This window comes from Undibacterium sp. Ji49W (genome assembly GCF_049340205.1).
Taxonomy (GTDB): Bacteria; Pseudomonadota; Gammaproteobacteria; order Burkholderiales; family Burkholderiaceae_D; genus Undibacterium.
This window is the reverse complement of the sequence record NZ_JBMPOW010000007.1, coordinates 113,308-132,046: the sequence shown is the minus strand read 5'-3', so window position 1 is coordinate 132,046 and position 18,739 is coordinate 113,308. Positions and strand designations below refer to the sequence as shown.

At 49.7% G+C, this 18,739-nt stretch carries 15 protein-coding genes; 6 read left to right on the top strand and 9 right to left on the bottom strand.

Annotation, left to right across the window (positions count from 1 at the left end; translation table 11 throughout):
* The first annotated feature begins 44 nt into the window (after nucleotides 1–44).
* Nucleotides 45–1,814 (top strand): hypothetical protein, encoded by a 1,770-nt coding sequence (locus tag ACO0LK_RS10525; RefSeq protein ID WP_422974790.1) that lies wholly within the window; start codon nucleotides 45–47, stop codon nucleotides 1,812–1,814.
* A gap of 91 nt (nucleotides 1,815–1,905) precedes the next feature.
* Here the strand turns inward: ACO0LK_RS10525 and ACO0LK_RS10520 are convergent, their stop codons facing one another.
* Genes ACO0LK_RS10520 through ACO0LK_RS10510 form a run of 3 tightly spaced genes read right to left on the bottom strand, consistent with a single transcriptional unit; the run spans nucleotide 1,906 to nucleotide 3,406 of the window.
* Nucleotides 1,906–2,241 (bottom strand): hypothetical protein, encoded by a 336-nt coding sequence (locus ACO0LK_RS10520; protein WP_422974788.1) that lies wholly within the window; start codon nucleotides 2,239–2,241, stop codon nucleotides 1,906–1,908.
* Nucleotides 2,231–2,644, bottom strand: a complete 414-nt coding sequence (locus tag ACO0LK_RS10515) for a VOC family protein (RefSeq protein WP_422974786.1) — start codon at nucleotides 2,642–2,644, stop codon at nucleotides 2,231–2,233. The genes ACO0LK_RS10520 and ACO0LK_RS10515 overlap by 11 nt, the downstream gene beginning before the upstream one ends.
* A gap of 18 nt (nucleotides 2,645–2,662) precedes the next feature.
* Nucleotides 2,663–3,406: an SDR family NAD(P)-dependent oxidoreductase gene (locus ACO0LK_RS10510; RefSeq protein WP_422974784.1), complete on the bottom strand. Its 744-nt coding sequence runs from the start codon at nucleotides 3,404–3,406 to the stop codon at nucleotides 2,663–2,665.
* Between the two features lie 153 nt (nucleotides 3,407–3,559).
* On the opposite strand from ACO0LK_RS10510, the gene ACO0LK_RS10505 reads away from it, so the two are divergent.
* Nucleotides 3,560–4,447 (top strand): AraC family transcriptional regulator, encoded by an 888-nt coding sequence (locus tag ACO0LK_RS10505; RefSeq protein WP_422974782.1) that lies wholly within the window; start codon nucleotides 3,560–3,562, stop codon nucleotides 4,445–4,447.
* A gap of 201 nt (nucleotides 4,448–4,648) precedes the next feature.
* Here the strand turns inward: ACO0LK_RS10505 and ACO0LK_RS10500 are convergent, their stop codons facing one another.
* The 4 genes from ACO0LK_RS10500 to ACO0LK_RS10485 are packed head-to-tail and all read right to left on the bottom strand — an operon-like array spanning nucleotide 4,649 to nucleotide 8,566.
* Nucleotides 4,649–5,791 carry an alginate O-acetyltransferase AlgX-related protein gene (locus ACO0LK_RS10500; RefSeq protein WP_422974780.1) on the bottom strand — a complete coding sequence of 381 codons (1,143 nt, stop codon included), beginning with the start codon at nucleotides 5,789–5,791 and terminating at the stop codon, nucleotides 4,649–4,651.
* Nucleotides 5,792–5,800: 9 nt separating this feature from the next.
* The gene (locus ACO0LK_RS10495) at nucleotides 5,801–7,198 is read right to left on the bottom strand and encodes an MBOAT family O-acyltransferase (RefSeq protein WP_422974778.1); all 1,398 of its coding nucleotides are present in this window, start codon (nucleotides 7,196–7,198) and stop codon (nucleotides 5,801–5,803) included.
* A gap of 25 nt (nucleotides 7,199–7,223) precedes the next feature.
* Nucleotides 7,224–7,883 carry an alginate O-acetyltransferase AlgF gene (locus ACO0LK_RS10490; protein ID WP_422974776.1) on the bottom strand — a complete coding sequence of 220 codons (660 nt, stop codon included), beginning with the start codon at nucleotides 7,881–7,883 and terminating at the stop codon, nucleotides 7,224–7,226.
* 23 nt (nucleotides 7,884–7,906) lie between these two features.
* The gene (locus ACO0LK_RS10485) at nucleotides 7,907–8,566 is read right to left on the bottom strand and encodes an SGNH/GDSL hydrolase family protein (RefSeq protein ID WP_422974774.1); all 660 of its coding nucleotides are present in this window, start codon (nucleotides 8,564–8,566) and stop codon (nucleotides 7,907–7,909) included.
* Nucleotides 8,567–9,041: 475 nt separating this feature from the next.
* Here ACO0LK_RS10485 and argF point away from each other — a divergent pair, with 475 nt between their 5' ends.
* From argF to ACO0LK_RS10470, 3 genes are all read left to right on the top strand, one after another.
* On the top strand, nucleotides 9,042–9,956 hold the full coding sequence (gene argF, locus ACO0LK_RS10480; protein ID WP_186948290.1) for an ornithine carbamoyltransferase: 915 nt from the start codon (nucleotides 9,042–9,044) through the stop codon (nucleotides 9,954–9,956).
* A 317-nt stretch (nucleotides 9,957–10,273) separates the two neighbouring features.
* Nucleotides 10,274–11,506, top strand: a complete 1,233-nt coding sequence (locus tag ACO0LK_RS10475; RefSeq protein ID WP_422974772.1) for an argininosuccinate synthase — start codon at nucleotides 10,274–10,276, stop codon at nucleotides 11,504–11,506.
* A gap of 71 nt (nucleotides 11,507–11,577) precedes the next feature.
* Nucleotides 11,578–11,892: a pyrimidine/purine nucleoside phosphorylase gene (locus tag ACO0LK_RS10470; protein ID WP_422974770.1), complete on the top strand. Its 315-nt coding sequence runs from the start codon at nucleotides 11,578–11,580 to the stop codon at nucleotides 11,890–11,892.
* Between the two features lie 145 nt (nucleotides 11,893–12,037).
* Here the strand turns inward: ACO0LK_RS10470 and ACO0LK_RS10465 are convergent, their stop codons facing one another.
* The gene (locus tag ACO0LK_RS10465) at nucleotides 12,038–15,184 is read right to left on the bottom strand and encodes a DUF4157 domain-containing protein (RefSeq protein WP_422974768.1); all 3,147 of its coding nucleotides are present in this window, start codon (nucleotides 15,182–15,184) and stop codon (nucleotides 12,038–12,040) included.
* A 250-nt stretch (nucleotides 15,185–15,434) separates the two neighbouring features.
* Nucleotides 15,435–16,052, bottom strand: a complete 618-nt coding sequence (locus tag ACO0LK_RS10460; RefSeq protein ID WP_422974766.1) for a DUF4124 domain-containing protein — start codon at nucleotides 16,050–16,052, stop codon at nucleotides 15,435–15,437.
* A 475-nt stretch (nucleotides 16,053–16,527) separates the two neighbouring features.
* Between ACO0LK_RS10460 and ACO0LK_RS10455 the strand changes: the two genes are divergently transcribed.
* Entirely contained in the window at nucleotides 16,528–18,687 is a 2,160-nt protein-coding gene (locus ACO0LK_RS10455; protein WP_422974764.1) for a metallophosphoesterase, read from the top strand.
* The last annotated feature ends 52 nt before the right edge of the window (nucleotides 18,688–18,739 follow it).

Sequence of the window (18,739 nt, the reverse complement as noted above, 5' to 3'; positions counted from 1 at the left end):
TCAAAATACAGAATTGCTCGCGCGACTAAAACCCGACTAAACCCATGACCCAATCCCGCCCAGCTGACTTTGAAGGCGTACTAAACCTGATTCCGGCCGGTCCAGGCGGCAGGCAAACTCCTGCGCATTCGGGATATCGCCCCTCTCATCAATTGCATGATAATTATTCCAGTACCGGACTTCACGAATATCTGGACGGGGATAATGTACAGCCTGGTGAGAGCGGGCGCGTGGCGGTGTGGCTAGCTACACCAGATATTTATCCTGCCTGTCTATGGGAAGGCCGCGAAATAAAAATACATGAAGGCGAGAGAAATGTAGGCAATATCAGAGTCACCAAGATTCACAATACTGCTTTGTGCGTTACCGAAGCCGAATATCAAGCAGTCTGGCAAGTACCACGCCTGATGGAAATTGGCGACTGCCTGCTCAACATTTTCGTAGGTCACGACTATCAAATCAACGATAAAGCAATGAAGCGACTCGGCGAATTAGAAGCCTCACCATTTATTTTACGGATGCATGCCGAACTGTTCAAGAGCGTCACAACATTACCGGCTTTTGCCACAGCACGCTTTGTCGCCAACTTTCTGACTGGTTATCGCCTGAATTACACGCGTACCTTGGCCGCTCTGAATGCGTCATCCAAAAATGAAAAATTCTTTGGCCTGTTCCAAGGTAAATCCAGAAGAAAAGCACTAAATGAATACAATAAAGTGTGCATAGAGCTAGGCAATTTCATGTATGCACTTCCCGGTTATGGTCATCTGGCGCAGCAAGAAGTGATGGAACTGATAGATGCGGACGATAGCAGTCTCAATTCATTCGGTGCAGCCATGCTGACGGCGTTTCCCAAGCTGGATGAACAACATCTTGAACATCTGCTGGCCGCAATGAAAAAACATGGCGTGCGAGAATGGCCGTATCAACCGGGCATTGCCTTAGCAACTGCCTTGAAACAAAATCCCGCATGGTTTGAAACGATTGCCACACGTTTTAGTACTGGAAATGACCATTTGCAAAGCGCCATCCTGGAGACGTTCAACACATTGGACACTGCTCTCCCCTTGGCTGCGCAGACACTGATCTTGCAGACAGCGCAGGCGCGCAGCAGTAACCACCGTGACGAAGTATTTAATTACAACGTCATCGCATTGTCGCGGTGTCAGGAACTTCGTGCACAAGCTATAGCCATATTAGTCCCGTGCCTTGACAGTAAAACCTGGTTTATCAGGGGCAACGCCGCCATGTCACTGGGCAAATTAGGCGTAGAGGATAGCCTTGTGATTGATAGGCTGGGTGATATGATTTTTGATACCGAAGGACATGACTGGAGCGTGCAGTCAGCTGCGCTGCAAGCAATGACCGGATTGGGTTGCAAAGTTCGAAGCCAGGTACCAAAGCTGTTGCGTCTGGCGCAGACCTGTGAACAAGAAGAAGATTTTAACGGCTACCTTTGCACCAACAAATTGTTGGCAGACTGCTTCGCTGCGGCAGGCGATGATTCACATGCAGTCGTTGAAGCTTTGCGAAAAATGGTTCTCAAGCAGGGTCACATATCCAGCGGACCAGCGATCATCGCCCTGGGTAAATTTGGCAAGGCTTCTTTACCAGCCATGGACGCGATCAATGTATTTATTTTTCGGGACGAAAGCCATATTGACGATGCGGATAAAGCCCGGGCTGTCATCGAAGCATGCATAGCCATCAATGGCGAGGATCATGCCGACGTCAAAAATTGCCTTACCCATCTGGCGCAATCCCATCAAGAAGATGTAGCAGAAGTGGCGCGGCAATATTTGATGGTGCAGTGATCATACTGTTTAGCAGATCGATTCAAGTTTTTTTAACGTCATCATGCATGGGCACATCCCGTTTTTCCAGACGTACTTAGCATCACCCTATTCAGTTCAAACGATGTCGACACGCATTGACCGACCAGTTTACCGTGGCTTGATCGATCGCCGCATGGACGGGTGAGTGTGCCAGTTCTGTGACGATTCCGCTAGCGGCACGTTCACCATCCCTAGCTAATTTCCACAGTAGCATGTCGGTCACCAGGCCATCTGTGCTCTGGCAAATGCGTCGCAAAATAAAACCAGGTTGGCGCTGTAGCCAGGCATCTACATCAATGTTTGCCGCAATAAAGTCTTTCATCGTCACGCTCGCTGACAGGTGGAAGGTCGTGATTTCCATCGCTTCAGTTGGCATCTCTTCAGTTGCCATTGATTTAGTTCCCATCGTTTTCTCCGTGTTGCCAGCTTTTGTAGACGAACTCCAGGCTGTAGCCATCCGGGTCGCGCACATTGGCGGCATAGTAGCGCGGGTCATAATAGAGCCTTGCCCCTGGTGCACCATTGTCGGTTGCGCCAGCGGCCATGGCGGCGGCATAGGCGGCGTTCACTTGGTGCTGGTCGCGAGCGACAAATCCGATGTGTGCTGCCTGGCCCTCAACAACGCCTTCGCGTAACCAAAAGAATACGCGCCCATTCGCGCCGAATCCTTTCAGGTCGGGGTGGCCCGGCGGGCCGTTTTTGCCATCATAGTCAAGGCGATTGACGATACCTAATGGTGCCAGCGCGGCAGTGTAAAAGGCGATGGAACGGTCAATGTCACTGACCGAAAGAAAGATATGATCCAGCATGATTTTGCCCTCTTCGTATTAAATGTTATAGCCGCCAGCGACTTCGATGGATTGGGCATTGATCCAGCCGCTGTCTTGCGTCAGCAAACCTGCAATAACGCGAGCGACATCCTCTGGCTCACCAACGCGCCCCAAAGCGGTCTGGGATGCCAGAAGTGCTTCGAATTCGTCGTTCAACCCGCCCCCAAGATCGGTGCGTATGGCACCAGGCGATACTGCATTGACACGAATACGCCGTTCGCCAAATTCCTTGGCCATATATCGGGTGAGCACTTCCAGTCCGCCCTTGAATGCGGCGTAAGGTGCCACACCCGCAGTCGCAACCCGCGTGGTTGCGCTGGTCAGGTTGACGATGCTTGCGCCCTTCTTCATCAGCGGCAACAGCGTCTGCGTCAAGAAGAAAGGCCCCTTCAGATGCACATTCATCAAATCATCGAACTGTTTTTCGGTAACGGTCTCGATGGGGTTGTACAAGCCATGGCCTGCATTGTTGACCAGGCCAGCTAGTTCACTGACATTCCAAACCTTGGCCAGGGTATGTTCTACTGCGCTACGGAAACCGGCGAAAGCACGGGCGTCGCCAACGTCCAGTTTCAAGGCAGCGGCCTTGCCACCGACAGCAGCGATTTGAGCAAGCACTTCATCCGCTTTGGCGGCCTGACTATGGTAGGTGAGGATGACGCCCAGTCCACGGCGCGCGCATTCCAGGGCAGTACTAGCGCCGATTCCACGGCTACCGCCGGTGATGATGACGATGTTCATTGGTAGCTCCAAGATGTATGTAAAAGAGCCACCATGATAAGCATCCGTGCGAGATCAGGCCTGCCATTTCATGCTTCAATCCTGCCTATTCCTACTTTTTCATTATCTGCGCCCCCATTGCCAACACAGCGCAAACTGGGGTTTAATCTCTGCATGGAACAACAATTAAATGAACTTCGAACCCTTGCCGCTCATGCCGAAAACCGGCGTACCGAGACGGGTATCCCGCGCGTTGCCATGGTGCAGGGTGTCATTCCGGAACACCAGCTGACAGCCGTCTATGATCCCATGATCAACCTGATTCTTACAGGAAGCAAGTCCATGACTGTAGGGGGACGGACACTGCACTACGACCCGGCAACCTATTTTGTGATGTCCGTTGACCTACCTGCGGTGGGTGCAGTGCAGCCAGCCGCCACAGGTGAACCCTATCTTGCCGTCAGTTTGACATTGGAAGCCGGCACGATTGCCAATCTCCTGGCCGACCTGCCTGATACTGCCGGCCGGCTTAATGCAAAGGAAGCGGGGTTTTCTGTCGCAGCGATGACGCCGGAATTACTTGACGCCTGGGTGCGAATGCTGCGGCTCATGGATCATCCTGCCGATATCCCCGCGCTGGCACAGGTGTATGAGCGTGAAATTCTTTATCGCGTGCTGCAAGGGCCTATGGGATGGATGCTGCGCGACGTTGCCTTGCCTGACTCGGCACTTTCCAGAGTCAACCTGGCTATCCAGCAGATCCGGCGCGACTATACACTGCCACTGCGTGTGGAAGACCTGGCGCACAGGGCTGCAATGAGCGTGTCTGCGTTTCACCGGCACTTCAAGTCTGTGACGACCTTAAGTCCGGTCCAGTATCAGAAGCAAATTCGATTGCTGAACGCCCGCACTTTGCTTGTGGCTGCCGGATACAGCGTTACCGCAGCGGCGCATGAGGTCGGCTATCAAAGTTCGACTCAATTCAGCCGGGAGTATTTGCGCGAATTTGGACAGCCTCCAGGAAAAGACGCCACCAGAATTTCAAATGCACTGAGGCGTTAGGTAAGCCTGCTGCCTGACGGCGATCACAAAAATTTCTACGTGCGGGAGTCAGGGTGAACAAACCGCATATCAATGTTTGTTCGGCCGTCTATCGAAAACCACAGGCCGGCTCGTTATTTTTTGCTGAAATTCGACTTCTTTATAAAAAAGGTGATCGATAATTAAATTATCTCTCACCTTTTTTAAATTCGCTCTGCTACGTCAAGTCTTGGGGGCAAATGACGCCAGCCATTTCTTCTCAGACACAGACAATGGCTTGGGCAGCATACGTTCTGGCACTTCCCAGACGACGACCTTGGGGGCCTGGGTTTTGAATTCGATGCTATTGAGGTAAGCGTAGGCGGCACCGTCGAAATCACCGCCATCCTTGGCCAGGTTGGCGACTGCTGAACCCAGGTGCTGGCTGAGGAAGGGTGAGAAATTCGAGGCGCGGCTGAAGGATGTGCCTACCAGTGCCACTGGTGGCAAACCGGCATCACCAAACAGATCGTCGCTGGCAACCGCGACTGGTGCCACCTTGCTGATCTGTGTCACTTCGGTTGCCGGGCGTATCCAGGCTGGCAAGCCTTCCAGGTTGGAAACGCGCATTAAATCGCCTGATCGCTCCACCCTGGATGACTGTACGGCTTTGGGGTCGGGTAAGGCTTTGGGTTTATCCACCAGATTTAGCGCGAGCAGATGTTCTGCCAGGGCTTTGGCGGCAGCGTTGGAGCCGTTTTCATTCCAATGGGAATCACTGCGGTAATAGCGTTCGCCTGTCGTTGCAGCCAGTGCGGGCGTAAAGTCCAGGGTATCGACCTTGCTGTCGGCCAGGATTTTTACCCAGTCATCCACCCGTGGTGCAAAACTGGGGGGGCGATGCAGGCCACACAAATGCTCATGCTCGATACGGGTCTTGTCGGGTACGACGGCCACCACCAGTTTGATGCCGCGCTTTAGCAGATCGCTGGCAGTCTGGGTGATGATTTTTGCTCTCGCTGCGGCGTTGTCAGTGGCATTGGCAAAGGGGGTTAGTTCATCAGTCAGAAACAGCCAGTCGGTACAGCCTTGGCGCACCGATACGCCGGTATCACCAGCAACGGCCCAGCTTACACCACGCTCAATTTTTGCAAACGGCTTGCTGAGCAGGAAGTAGCTGTTCAGTTGCGCAGAAAACTGGCGGGTTGCCTCACCGTCAAGCAGGCGTTTGGGATTATCTATGCCCGCCCATCTTTCGGTGGGCACGGCCTTCAATGAACTCTGGGTCACTATCAGACCACCCAGCATGATGGCGGCAAAAGCGGTCACCGGCAGGAAACGGGTCCAGCCGGCTTTTTTGGGATCGAAAGTAAAACATTCACTCATGATCACCTCCTAAAACTGAAAATACAGGAAGGGAATGGCCTTTTGCCCGGCCAGTACGACAACAGCATAGGCAAAGGTCAGCACTGGCCAGGTCATGCTCCAGCCGACAAAACCCAGGCCACCGCGCTTGCCGATGGCCGTAGCCGGATAGACGACGCAGATCAGGCCCAAAACAAAGGTCAGTACGATACTGGGGCGCAATGCCAGTGCAATGGCGTCCCCCATGGCGACGCCATGCAGACCAAACTGCCCGGCCCACAAATCCATCGCCGTTGCAAAACTGTCGGACCGGAACACGGTCCAGGCCAGCATCACTACCAACAGCGTCAAAGTGCGTGACAGGTAATTGGGCATGGATAAACCACGCTGGGTAAACATGCGGTCACAGCACAGGGCCGAGCCGTGGATGATGCCCCAGATCAGGTAGTTCCAGTTTTCGCCGCCGTGCCACAGACCACCTATGGCCATGGTCAGCATCAGGTTGACATAGGTGCGGCCCGCACCATGACGGTTACCGCCCAGGCTGATGTAGAGGTAATCACGCAGCCAGGATGACAGTGTCATGTGCCAGCGCCGCCAGAAATCCTGTATTGACACGGACAGATAGGGGTTGTTGAAGTTTTCCTGGAAATCAAAACCCAGCATCAGGCCCAGGCCGATCGCCATGGCGCTGTAACCGGCAAAGTCAAAATACAGTTGCAGCGTGTAGGCCGCACAACCCGTCCAGGCATCGATCAACGTTGGATTGTGCAAACCGAATGCCAGTGTCACGATGGGTGACAGGGTGTCGGCAATCAGGACCTTCATCGAAAAACCGACCATGAAGCGGCGTACACCGGCAGCAAATTTATCGATGGAAAATACCCGCTCGCGCAATTCGGTATCGATGACCTTGTAGCGCACAATCGGTCCAGCGATCAGATGCGGGAACATCGCCATATAGGCGCTGAAAGAAATAATGCTGTATTGCGCCGGCACGGTTTTACGGCGCACATCGACGATATATGAAATGGCATGCAAGACTGTAAAGGACAGGCCTATCGGCAGCATCAGGTTTTCCCACGGGATGGTGGGCATGTCGCGGCCAGTCAAAATGGTATTGAGCGAATACACCAGCATATTGGTGTACTTGTACCAGACCAGCGAGGCAAGGTTAAGCACAATGGCAGCCGCCATGATACGGGTCTTGCTGCGTTCATTGCTGGTTTTGTCGATCAATATGGCTGCTGCCCAGGCCAGTACGGTCAGTGCAATGATCAGTACCAGGAACTTTGGCGTCCACCAGGCATAAAACAGCCAGCTCCCCACCAGCAGAGTGTGATTGCGAAACCGCTGGGGGGTAACCAGGTAGATAGCAAAGAACAGAGGTAAGAAAAGAGTCAGGAACTCTAAAGACGCAAATACCATGGGTCGTGCCTGTGCTTAGCGTGGGTCAGGAAGTACTATCGCGAACAAAGAAGGTCTGACGTCCTTTTTTGCCCGGCATGACAACAACGCTATAACGTTCACCGGCCTGCAACTGGCCCAGATCAACGCCCTTGCCTTCTTCTTTCGCATCGCACATGGCTTGCGCTTTCAGGCTGATGGGGTTCACCAGACGACGTTGCACGGTAGCCGGTTTCACGGCTTCCAGTATCGGTGTATTTTTTACTGCCACATTCAAGCCTGCAACGGCGCAGCTGGCATCCAGGTTCAGCAAGGCAACGGATGAACGGCTGGCATTGAAATCCGTAGGGGATTCTTTGATGATGACGGTTTCTATGCCTGTGCCTTTGCTGATGATGGCAACGGTAACAAATTCACCTGGCTTGGCCACCACTTCCACCGAAGTTTTTGCAGCACCTACCTGCACATTGGCTGCCAGCTTGGCACCGGCCTTGACTGGATAAAAACGGGACACCCTGGCGTCGCCCTGTGCTGCCAGTGCCACTTTCGCAGCACCATTCACCACACTGGCCTTGTCTTCGCTGGCGTTGAGGAAACGCACAAAGGAAGAATCCTGGGCAGGACCGGTTTCATATAAAGGATTGTCAGCGGCATGTGCCGCCAATGCCAAGATAGAGCCCAGACAGGCAACGATCAGTTTTTTCATGATTAAGGGTGATCCGGTTTAATTTATTTTTTAATGTTTTGCAAAACGGCTGGCGAAGAAATGGCATTGCCAATCGCCGTACCCCAGGCTTTATAACCAGCCTGGTCAAAATGCTGACCATCAGCCGAAGCCCATTCGCCCGGTTTGGACAAGGTCAGGGAATCCACATAGGTGCAAGGTGCAACGATTTCAGACAGGTAGCCAGACATTTCCTTGGCACGTGCAAAGGTCTTGTTGAACTTGCCGCCCTCAGTACCCCATGCCGGGCCAACCCAGACACAGCTCACTGCGTTGTTTTTAACGCCCTTGGTCAGGCGCGTCACTTGTTGCCAGATCCAGGTCTTCGGCAGTTCTGGTGCGGCATAGGACGCCATGGTGTCGCCATTGACGACAACAACCAGATTCGGTTTATATGTTTTAACCAGTTCATTGAAAGGACGGGTTACTGCATCCTGACCGGTTTTCACTTCTACCGGGCCATCCTTGATGCGCGCCGCACCGCCACATGGCGATTGGCTTTTCACCATCCAGTCACCGGCGGCAACGCCGCAGGCACCGAAGGAATACACCACAGCGCCCTTGCTCATCAGATCATCATGCAGGGTCGTGATCAGATAGTCGGGGGTGGACATATGGCTATCGCCAATAATCAGGACGGTAAGTCCGGCTAACAGTGCGCTCATAATTTATCTACTTTTTAATTCGTTGGATGACATGTGTTTGTCATATCTGCATCACCTGCTGAAGCAATTCGAGGCCGCTGCAAAAACAAACACTATTGGTTGCAGTTTGCGGAATCGTTAAATTCTGTTAAATACGAAATCCATTTTTGTGCGTTTACTGCAATATATTTGAGTGTAAACAAATCAGTCAGCAATGCCAGCTAGTTGACGAAAATTCACAAATTGTTAACTTGATTCAAATAGGAAATGCAATAACTGTTACATGTTGAAATTCTTTATGTGGGAAATAAAACCGGCAAGTTTACAAGAGCCATTGCACATATGGCAATAAATTAATGCCTGAAAGCAAAAAACTGCGTAAAATGGATAGGATTAATCTCTACCCAGAATTTAATATGGGAAAGACGAATTAATCCCTTATAATTAAGCAGTTATGACAAGCGGCGGCAAGCTCAACTTGCTGCCCGTTTTATTTATGGCTATCAAACATTTCCTGCAGTTCTCCGATTTTTCGCTGTCCGAATTTGAATACGTGATGCAGCGTGCCCGCATCATCAAGCAGCGTTTCAAGGCTTACCAGACCTATCACCCTTTGCTGGATAGAACCCTGGTGATGGTGTTCGAAAAAAATTCCACCCGTACCCGCCTGTCTTTTGAAGCCGGCATGCACCAGCTCGGCGGTGCCGCGATTTACCTCAATACCCGCGACAGCCAGTTGGGCCGTGGAGAACCGGTTGAAGACGCAGGCCAGGTCATGTCACGCATGTGCGACATCATCATGATCCGTACGTTCGAGCAGGAAATGATAGAGCGCTTCGCCGCCAATTCGCGCGTGCCTGTCATCAATGGCCTGACCAATCAGCATCACCCCTGCCAGGTATTGGCCGACGTGTTTACTTATATCGAACACCGTGGTTCCATCACCGGTAAAAAAGTGGCCTGGATAGGTGACGCCAACAACATGCTGTATTCCTGGCTACAGGCAGCACAGGTATTCAACTTCCATCTGCATATTTCGACACCCAAGGGCTATGACATGGATATGTCGCAGGTGACTGCTGACAAATCACAGTACACCGTGTTTGACAGCCCGTCTGACGCCTGTGCCGGTGTTGATCTGGTGAATACCGATGTCTGGACCAGCATGGGTTATGAAGATGAAAATCAGGCCCGTCTGAAAGCTTTTGATGGCTGGATCGTCGATGAAGCAAAGATGGCCCGCGCCCACCCTGACGCCCTGTTCATGCACTGCCTGCCAGCGCACCGTGGTGAAGAAGTGTCCGCCGGTGTGATCGATGGCCCGCAGTCAGTCGTATGGGACGAAGCCGAAAACCGCCTGCACGTGCAAAAAGCCTTGCTGGAATTTTTGGTTGTGGGCGAGATTCGCTGATCTTGTTTCAACCACGGTAATTTTTTGAAAGACCTCTTAACACAGAGGCACAGAGACACAGAGTCAGCACAGAGAGAAAACCGAAGAAAATCTTGTTGGTCCGGGATTATTCTTGAATCAGTAGCCTGTGAATGAAATCGTTTCTCTGGGAATCGCATTTGTATTGGAAGCGGTAAGATCAAATTAAGAGTCATCGCAGTCACCAAGTAGCAGATAAATGCATGTTGTCTTTCTCATGCCTTTCTCCGCGCCTCTGTGTCTCTGTGGTGAGCTTTTAGGTCTTCAGCATAAAGTTAGTTTAATTTTGAAAGCACATCATGAGCGATATTAAAAAAGTCGTCCTCGCCTATTCCGGCGGTCTGGATACCTCTGTCATTTTGAAATGGCTGCAAGATAATTATCAGTGCGAAATCGTCACCTTTACCGCCGACCTGGGCCAGGGTGAAGAACTGGAACCGGCGCGTGCCAAGGCCATCAAGTTCGGTATCAAACCTGAAAACATCTATATTGATGATGTGCGTGAAGAATTCGTGCGCGATTTCGTGTTCCCTATGTTCCGCGCCAATACGATTTATGAAGGTGAATACCTGCTGGGCACTTCCATCGCCCGCCCGTTGATCGCCAAACGCCTGATCGAAATCGCCAAAGAAACCGGTGCCGATGCCATTTCCCACGGCGCGACCGGCAAAGGTAATGACCAGGTTCGTTTCGAACTGGGTGCGTATGCCCTGATGCCAGGCGTCAAGATCATCGCCCCATGGCGTGAATGGGATTTGCTGTCCCGCGAAAAACTAATGAAATATGCAGAAGATGCAGGCATAGACATCGACCAGAAACATAAGAACGGTGGCGCACCCTACTCCATGGATGCTAACCTGTTGCACATCAGCTTTGAAGGCCGTCACCTGGAAAACCCAAGTGCAGAAGCCGAAGAATCCATGTGGCGCTGGACCGTCAGCCCTGAAGCTGCACCAGATCAGGCAGAATACCTGGATATAGAGTTTGAACGCGGTGACATCGTTGCACTGAACGGCGTACGCATGTCACCAGCAACGGTGCTGACAGAACTCAATCGCCTGGGTGGCAAGCACGGCATAGGCCGTCTGGACCTGGTTGAAAACCGTTATGTCGGCATGAAATCACGCGGCTGCTATGAAACACCGGGCGGCACCATCATGCTGCGCGCCCACCGCGCGATTGAATCCATCACCCTGGACCGCGAAGTCGCCCATATGAAAGATGACCTCATGCCACGTTATGCCAGCATGATCTATAACGGCTACTGGTGGGCACCAGAGCGCGTCGCGCTGCAAACGCTGATCGACCATACCCAACACACCGTCAACGGCTGGGTACGCCTGAAACTGTACAAGGGCAATGTCATCACCGTGTCGCGCGATTCCAAAACCGATTCGCTGTTCGACATGAACATCGCAACCTTTGATGAAGATGGCGGCGCCTACAACCAGGCAGACGCTGGCGGCTTCATCAAGCTGAATGCATTGCGCATGCGTATTGCTGCCAATGCCCGTGCAAAACGCGGTCAGTAATTAACTAAACACTTAAACTATTATCGACCCGCCCATTCATTTGCGCGGGTCTTTTTTTGGAGTTACCCTGCATGTCTACCCAATTTGATCAAGTCAGCGTCGTCAAAAAAGCCAATCTGTATTTCGACGGCAAATGCGTATCCCATACCGTGTTGTTTGCCGACGGCAGCAAAAAAACCATAGGCGTGATCTTCCCATCGAGCCTGGTATTCAACACCGCTGCCGCAGAAATCATGGAACTGAACGCCGGCAAATGCCGCATCCGCCTCAAAGGTGAAACAGAATGGGCTACCTACGAAGGCGGCCAGCAATTCAATGTACCAGCCAATTCCAGCTTTGAAATTGAAACCATTGATACACTGGATTACGTTTGCCACTTTGTGTAAACGTCGGTTTTGCAGGAAGCAATGCTATGCTTCCTGCAAAATAAGGAAAACAATTTCCAGAAGACTGGTTTTGCCCTCTGATGTCAGTATCCTTATCGGAAGTGTCTTAACCTGTTCATGAAATAGAAAAAACTGGGGCTTGGCGCTAATATCGCAACCATTTCAATGCAGGTGCGTTCATCCAGTTCTGCAGCAAGGATTTTTCACTCTCATGAAAAAGGTCCAGATGTAAATTATGATAGTTGTTATATAGCCACTTAAACTTTAATACATCTTTAAAGTGACCAGATTGCAGATCCCCGGATTTGAACTGATTTCCTTTTGAGATATGGCTATTAATGAGCTGCTTGACGCCCACTGACAATAAATAGCCATTTTTGACCCAACCCAGTGGGCTTGCATTCTTCCATTTCAGGAATATCTGCTGTTCTTCATTATTGTATTCATCATAGTTCAATTGTTCTGACTCAATCAGCCTATAGAGCCTGACAAATTCGTTTACCGCACCAACATCTTCCGTACCATCCAAGATGAAAAAACCTTGGCAATGATGATCGATAAAAGCCCTTACCTCTAACGGCAGTTTGTTGGCGATTACCTCGTCATTATCATCATCAATCACTTCTGTTTTTTTACGCTTCCGTTTCGGTCCGTCACTGTTTCTTTTGCGTTTTCTTATTTCAGCAGATTCTTTTTCCTCCCTTTTTATTCTTCTGTTGAACCTGCGTTCAAATGTTTCTACCTCCTCCTCGGTGCCATCCAATAAAAAATTAAACCCTTCTTCAACAATATTCGCAGTGCCATCAACGCTATCTATCTTTTTGAATTCCAGCAAAGTCCGTCCGATAACTTTCGTACTTGGATTCTTTTTCAAGCTTTGCATAACTCTTTGACGCTTCGTGACAAGTTTTATGTCAGATTGAATACTTCTCTTTTCTCTCGTCAAACGTCTTTTTTCTCTTTTTACTTTTTTATATTTGAGACTTATTTCATCATTTTCCGATTTCAGTGACTTATTCTCTGAGGGTAAATTTTTCACATAAGTGTCATATTCAGACAATAGCAGCATACTGATGTCGGGTGACTGCTCGACCTGATCCATATTCAAGATATTGAAACCTGGATGTAGCTGATGGCTTGAAATAAATTCAGTCAGGCCCAGACGCTTAGTATCGCCAAGACTATGAATAAAATGTTTGATCGCTGTTGGCCTGTCCTTGTGATACTTGTCGGTATCTTTGACAATATTTCCGACGCCTTTGGTATCTTTATATAAACGTTCTTTAACAGATACTTTGTTGCCATCAATTTTTTCATTTTTTAAAACAACAAATCTGTCTTCCACTTTATTATTCGAATAGGACAAGCGCAAATGCACCGTCCAATCGCGCACCAGATAATCCTCAGTCTCAAGTAACAAGGCCGATGTTTTAACCCATGAAAACAAGTCTTTCATGGTGTAATCCTGATAGCTAATACTCCAGGTCTGGATCGCGGTTTTTACATTAACCGGTACATTCTTGTCTTTTAAAACATCGTCAAGCGTAGTGGACTTGTAGCTAGCAGCATCTGTGGTTTTTACATGGTTCCAATAGTTAAGCGCACTTTCCCAGAGCAAGGTATTTGATCTAGGCCCAGTCTGTGCACCAAGTTCTGTTGTATATTCAATTTTGTTAAATGTCGGCGCATCCTGTATGGAATGCTCATATGTCATCTGCCCAACAGCGTCTTTCAAGTAATGCTCAATACCCGCTTCATGTTCTTTATTGCGATTATCTTTGAGTGGCGACAAGTTGTAATTTCTGGCTACTCCGCCAACATGATCGTTAAGCAAATGACCTTTGATGTAATAAGCACTTCCACCATCTTTGACGCGACTTTCATAAAACCAGTCTATCGGTGTTTTGATGGTTGAACCGCTACCTTTCACCATCGTGTAGCCAGGAAAATAAGTGGCATGCACCCTGGTACCCGTGTTGTACTGACTTTCGGTGCTCCAAACCGGGATGGAAGGTTTTATATCTGGACTTTGTGCTTTTTTAAATACATAGTCGGCAAATGCATTGACTATATCTCTGTCTGCTGATGCAGTCGTCGGGTCGTCTCTGTCAAGTCGTTTTGCTGCGGCTTCAGCATTTACCCGCAAGCTATTTAATTTACTTTTGTTAAAATTAGCCAAGCTGATTTTGTCAAGTCTGTTTTTGACAAATTTTTGCCAGTTATCGTTGTGTGGCTTGGTAAGTGATGGAAGAGAAGAATGATCGCTCCCAAATCCTTCTTCGCTTTTCTTTTGGCCATAATATAAATCTTTTATCTTCAGAATCCATTTGGACAGGTATTCAATATCGTAGTTCTTGACGGGTTTCGTTTTTCCAACCTTCGTAGGGTCTTTTTCACTAAGTTTGGTTGGAAAATAGTTGGTTTTTTTAGTCAAATACGGATCAATCAGGTCGTGCACTTCCTGTAATTCCAAAGCCTGCACTGCATCGGGATAATTATTAAGTGCGACTTTCATATCCCTCATGGTGCTATGACCATCAAATTTGAGCTGGACAGATGTTGCAGACAATTTGCCACCCTGATTATGGGAAGCAGGCGACTCCAAAACACCGTTGTCTGCACGCTGCAAAGAAGCTACTGAAGCACCATGCGTTAAAGCACGCGCCCCCATGACATCTGCCTCCGCCTCAAGCCCTCTGTCATCGTTGACCGGCACGTCACCCTTCATCTGCATAGTGGGCAATACGCGCCCCTGAGCTTGTTGCACCACGTGCCAGGCTTCATGTGGCAGGTGTTGCTCCTGGCCTGGCGCAAGATGTATGTCGCTTCCGCTCGCAAAAGCATGGGCTTGCAATTGTGCGGGCTGCGTCGAGTTGTAATGGACATGGACATGGTCCATGCTCAGACCTGACAGATTTTCTATGCCCGCCTTGAGCTGGTTGGGAAGACCAGTATTATTTGGCTTAAGAACTGGTGTCACAGGGTTAGCGTTTTTTTGCTGTGAGGCCAGATTGTGCTGTAACTGACTTGTATGCTGATTGGCTAGCGCTTGTATGCCAGCCAACCGGCTTGCTTGCGGGCTCAGATTTGCCTGCCGTTGCGCCGCCTTTAACTGCAAGGCACGAGAACTGTTATTTGCAAGAGTCTGTATTTGTCGCTGTGCAGTTGCCTGAGGGCGATCGTCTTGAAAAATTACCACGGCGTCGCTACTTTGCCGCACTTCTGAAGCATTCAGTTGAGTGGTTTGCGTACCAGTGCTCTGGTTAGATGCATGTTTGGCGTAGCTGGACATGGAGATTTTTCGACTAAACAGTTTCTCGGGACGAGCTACCGGGTAGATAACATTTAAGAAAGTATTCCTGATAACACAAAGACTTGTCAATCAGGTTTTACTTTGTGATCAGATTACCACTCAGAAATTAGTAGCTGGTCTGCTGTTTAACAAAATGACAGGCAAAAAAATGACCTGCTATATTTGTATAGCAGGCCATTTTTACATTCAGCGTTTTCTAATCAGGGTTATTATCGCTTCTGATCGATTCTCAACGCTTTCTTCTATAAGAATAAGACGCCGTATTGTCAGCAGGGTCGGGCAAACCCAGCAAGCGGTATTCTATGCCTTTGGCATCTGCTGGCGGTATCTTGGCGCTGAAATTATTTTTCAGGTAATTCCACATATCTTTTTGCAGTACCTCGCACTGAAGTACAGCGCGGCTTTTGTTGACATAGCGGTGGCTGTATTCCAGGTCATCGGCATCAGGCGCTTGCTCGCGGCTGTAGCGATTGTCACGATAAGTCTTTTTGTAGCCGGTATCGGCTTCGGCATTGCTGTCTTTTATAAACTTGTTGGTCGGCGATTCGCAGTTTTCCTTGAAATTGGTCATCAGCACGCTATCAACGCTGGTACTGCATTGCTGATAACGATGTGCCAGTACCCAGCAGCTTTTACCAGTATCTTTTTCTTTTTGCAAAGAACTGATCTTGCGCAAGGCACCATCGCCCTTCACTTCAGTGGCTGTGGTGCCGACTTTAGCGTTACAGGGTTGATCGGTATAGATCGTTTCGCCAGTGCTGGTGACACATTTACGAACTTCTGCATGAGCAATGCAGGAAGCGGACAAACTCAGGCAAAAAATGGCGAACAGCAGTGATTTATTCATAGGGCAGTTTTTTATAAGTCGATAAGCAGGCAATTACATTTTATTTCAAAAAACACTTTGCCCTTTACATACATGGAATGTTAAGAAATTATAATTCAGGCCCCTGTCCTGGCATACATAAATTTCCATTTATTTGCATTATCGACATCACAATTTTGTCACTTTGCGCACGTGCAGATACTGGGCCTGCCTGGCAATGCCTGTCTGCACGTCATCAGGCATCGATCAAATTTCCCCTATGGCAACAAATAAGTAAATTCAATCGGGTCCAAGCTCACGCAGCTCGCCGCCTGATGTATGGACACATACATGGACACCATCGTCACAAGCTTGTCATTAAGCAACTTTACAATCCTCAACTACTGAAGATGGCTAATTTTTCTATTCTTTAGCGTCATACAACAGTCTTCTATCCGTACCACGCGCCGGCACAAATGACATAGCTGTGCCCATCAAACCTGTGACAGGAACTACCATGAATCTTCGTTTTTTAAATGAAGGCAAAGCTGCAAAGCAATTGCTTTCATTCTGCTTGCCGCTGGCCCTGATGGCCTGCGGTGACAGCAAAGATACCGCAGCACCAGCAACCGAGGCCGAAACACCCGCTGTGGCCGTCATGTCTGACGTGCATTTTGAAAATGTCTACGGTGATCTTAAAAATGCCAAGTTTTCTGGCATCCCGACCGGCGACGGCAAATTTGCGACTATCCGTACCATGTATGCGCAATTGACCTCTACCCGCCTGTTTAACGAAAACTATTTTGCTTTCCGTGGTGCGCTGGATGATGCGTATGCGCGTGGCATACGGCTGGTTGCTTTGTCGGGCGATTATTCGGATGATGCGCAGCCCGTGAATATTGATGGCATAGCGGCGATCCTGAAGGAATACCAGGCCAAAGGCATGCGTTTCTTTATCGCCCCCGGCAATCATGATCCAAATGAACCGTATGATGATGACGAAGCTGGCAAAAGCGACTTTCTGACAGCAGAAGGCAAGGAGCAAAAAGTCTTTGCGGTCAATTATTCTGGCTGTAAATCGCTGGACCCAACGGTGGCCTGTACCAACCAGTTGATGGAGCTGGGCTATGAAAAGCTCATCGCCCAACTGGGTGAGTTTGGCTACATGCCCAACAAGGCTGACGTGTATTGGGAAACCCCGTTTTCCAACTATGGCAGCACTGCATATAGTTATGATGCGGCTGTCACCAGCGCCGATGTGAAAAATCGCCAGTTTGAAATTTGCGCCGAAGGTGAAGGTGGCAGTTACAGAGCTGACGGTGAAAAAACCCTGGGCAAATCCTTTACCAAATGCACCAGCATTATCGATTCCAGCTATCTGGTGGAGCCAGTCAAGGGTGTATGGTTATTGTCAATTGATGCCAATGTCCACATCCCCAACAGCGCATTTGACCCTGTCAATGCCAAGGCATTCAAGGGTTTTGACGGTGCAGGCAACGCTGGCTGGAACAAGGTGCTGACGCATAAAAAACACTTGCTGGCGTGGATCAAGACCGTTACCGCACGCGCAAAGTCGCAGGGCAAGCGCCTGATTGCGTTCTCGCATTATCCGACCATGGATTTTTATGCGAATCAGACCGATGCCATGAAAGCTGTCTTCAAATCTGGCGCCTTTCAGGTAAGCCGCGTACCCGACCCGGCCACGACCACGGCACTGGCAGCAACTGGCATGCAGTTGCATATGGGTGGCCACATGCATTTCAATGGCACCAATGACTACAAGGATGCGTCCGGCAATTATTTCGTCAATGTGCAGTCGCCGTCACTGGCCGTATTTGGCGCCGCCTACAAGATCGTCAAATACAAAGACCAGGATACTGTCGATATCGAAACCGTGTCGCTGAACAATGTGGCACGTTACAACGAACTCTTCAAGTATTACCAGACCGAGTACGATTACCTGCAAAACAGCAGCCTGGCTGCCGATATCAGCAAGCGCTGGAGCAAGGATATTCTTGCCACCAAATCCTATGGCGAATTTACCCGTTTCTATTTTGGTGAACTGTCGCGCCTGCGCTTCATGGATGAATACTGGCCTTGCGAAATGAAAGAAGCTGCTACAACGCTCGATGCAAAACAGATGCTGATCCTGTCGCAATTGCAAACCCAGGTCACTTTCGCGCAATTGAAAGACATCCCCGGCGTCTTACCTTTGACGGCCACCTGTATGTCTAAAGGCAGCGTCAGCGGCACACCGGTATCTGCCAGCCAGTTGACGGCTGACTGGACTGTGGCAACGGCCAAGGCAACACAACTGGCCACCGCCGCCGGTTACAAACTGGACGACTTTGCCAAAATAACGGCCTATGAGTTTTATGGTGACTTCCACCGTACCGTGTATGCGGGTGAACTGGCCTTGCGTGATATGGGTACAGACAGGGTCAAGCAGTACAAGGTGCTGATGAATGCCTTCCCTGCCAGCCCTGCTGCCATCAGTGTGCTGGATGGCAAACCGTCAGATCAGAATCCGGTCAATGTGGTTTTCCAGAACCAGTTCAAGCAGGTGTTCAGTATCCTGAAAGGACTGGGATCAGGCAAGCCTAGCGATCGTTTCACCGTCAACTTCAAGACACAAACGTTGACGAATACCAATACCAGCTCGGCCAGTTTTAACTAAGAACGTAGTTAAAATATCCCCGTTAGCCTTTTGCGCTAACGGGGATATTTTT

Excerpts from the sequence above, each read along its gene's own strand:
- ACO0LK_RS10525 (WP_422974790.1), top strand. The coding sequence starts at position 45 with ATGACCCAATCCCGCCCAGCTGACTTTGAAGGCGTACTAAACCTGATT.
- ACO0LK_RS10520 (WP_422974788.1), bottom strand. The coding sequence starts at position 2,241 with ATGGGAACTAAATCAATGGCAACTGAAGAGATGCCAACTGAAGCGATG.
- ACO0LK_RS10515 (WP_422974786.1), bottom strand. The coding sequence starts at position 2,644 with ATGCTGGATCATATCTTTCTTTCGGTCAGTGACATTGACCGTTCCATC.
- ACO0LK_RS10510 (WP_422974784.1), bottom strand. The coding sequence starts at position 3,406 with ATGAACATCGTCATCATCACCGGCGGTAGCCGTGGAATCGGCGCTAGT.
- ACO0LK_RS10505 (WP_422974782.1), top strand. The coding sequence starts at position 3,560 with ATGGAACAACAATTAAATGAACTTCGAACCCTTGCCGCTCATGCCGAA.
- ACO0LK_RS10500 (WP_422974780.1), bottom strand. The coding sequence starts at position 5,791 with ATGAGTGAATGTTTTACTTTCGATCCCAAAAAAGCCGGCTGGACCCGT.
- ACO0LK_RS10495 (WP_422974778.1), bottom strand. The coding sequence starts at position 7,198 with ATGGTATTTGCGTCTTTAGAGTTCCTGACTCTTTTCTTACCTCTGTTC.
- ACO0LK_RS10490 (WP_422974776.1), bottom strand. The coding sequence starts at position 7,883 with ATGAAAAAACTGATCGTTGCCTGTCTGGGCTCTATCTTGGCATTGGCG.
- ACO0LK_RS10485 (WP_422974774.1), bottom strand. The coding sequence starts at position 8,566 with ATGAGCGCACTGTTAGCCGGACTTACCGTCCTGATTATTGGCGATAGC.
- argF (WP_186948290.1), top strand. The coding sequence starts at position 9,042 with ATGGCTATCAAACATTTCCTGCAGTTCTCCGATTTTTCGCTGTCCGAA.
- ACO0LK_RS10475 (WP_422974772.1), top strand. The coding sequence starts at position 10,274 with ATGAGCGATATTAAAAAAGTCGTCCTCGCCTATTCCGGCGGTCTGGAT.
- ACO0LK_RS10470 (WP_422974770.1), top strand. The coding sequence starts at position 11,578 with ATGTCTACCCAATTTGATCAAGTCAGCGTCGTCAAAAAAGCCAATCTG.
- ACO0LK_RS10465 (WP_422974768.1), bottom strand. The coding sequence starts at position 15,184 with ATGTCCAGCTACGCCAAACATGCATCTAACCAGAGCACTGGTACGCAA.
- ACO0LK_RS10460 (WP_422974766.1), bottom strand. The coding sequence starts at position 16,052 with ATGAATAAATCACTGCTGTTCGCCATTTTTTGCCTGAGTTTGTCCGCT.
- ACO0LK_RS10455 (WP_422974764.1), top strand. The coding sequence starts at position 16,528 with ATGAATCTTCGTTTTTTAAATGAAGGCAAAGCTGCAAAGCAATTGCTT.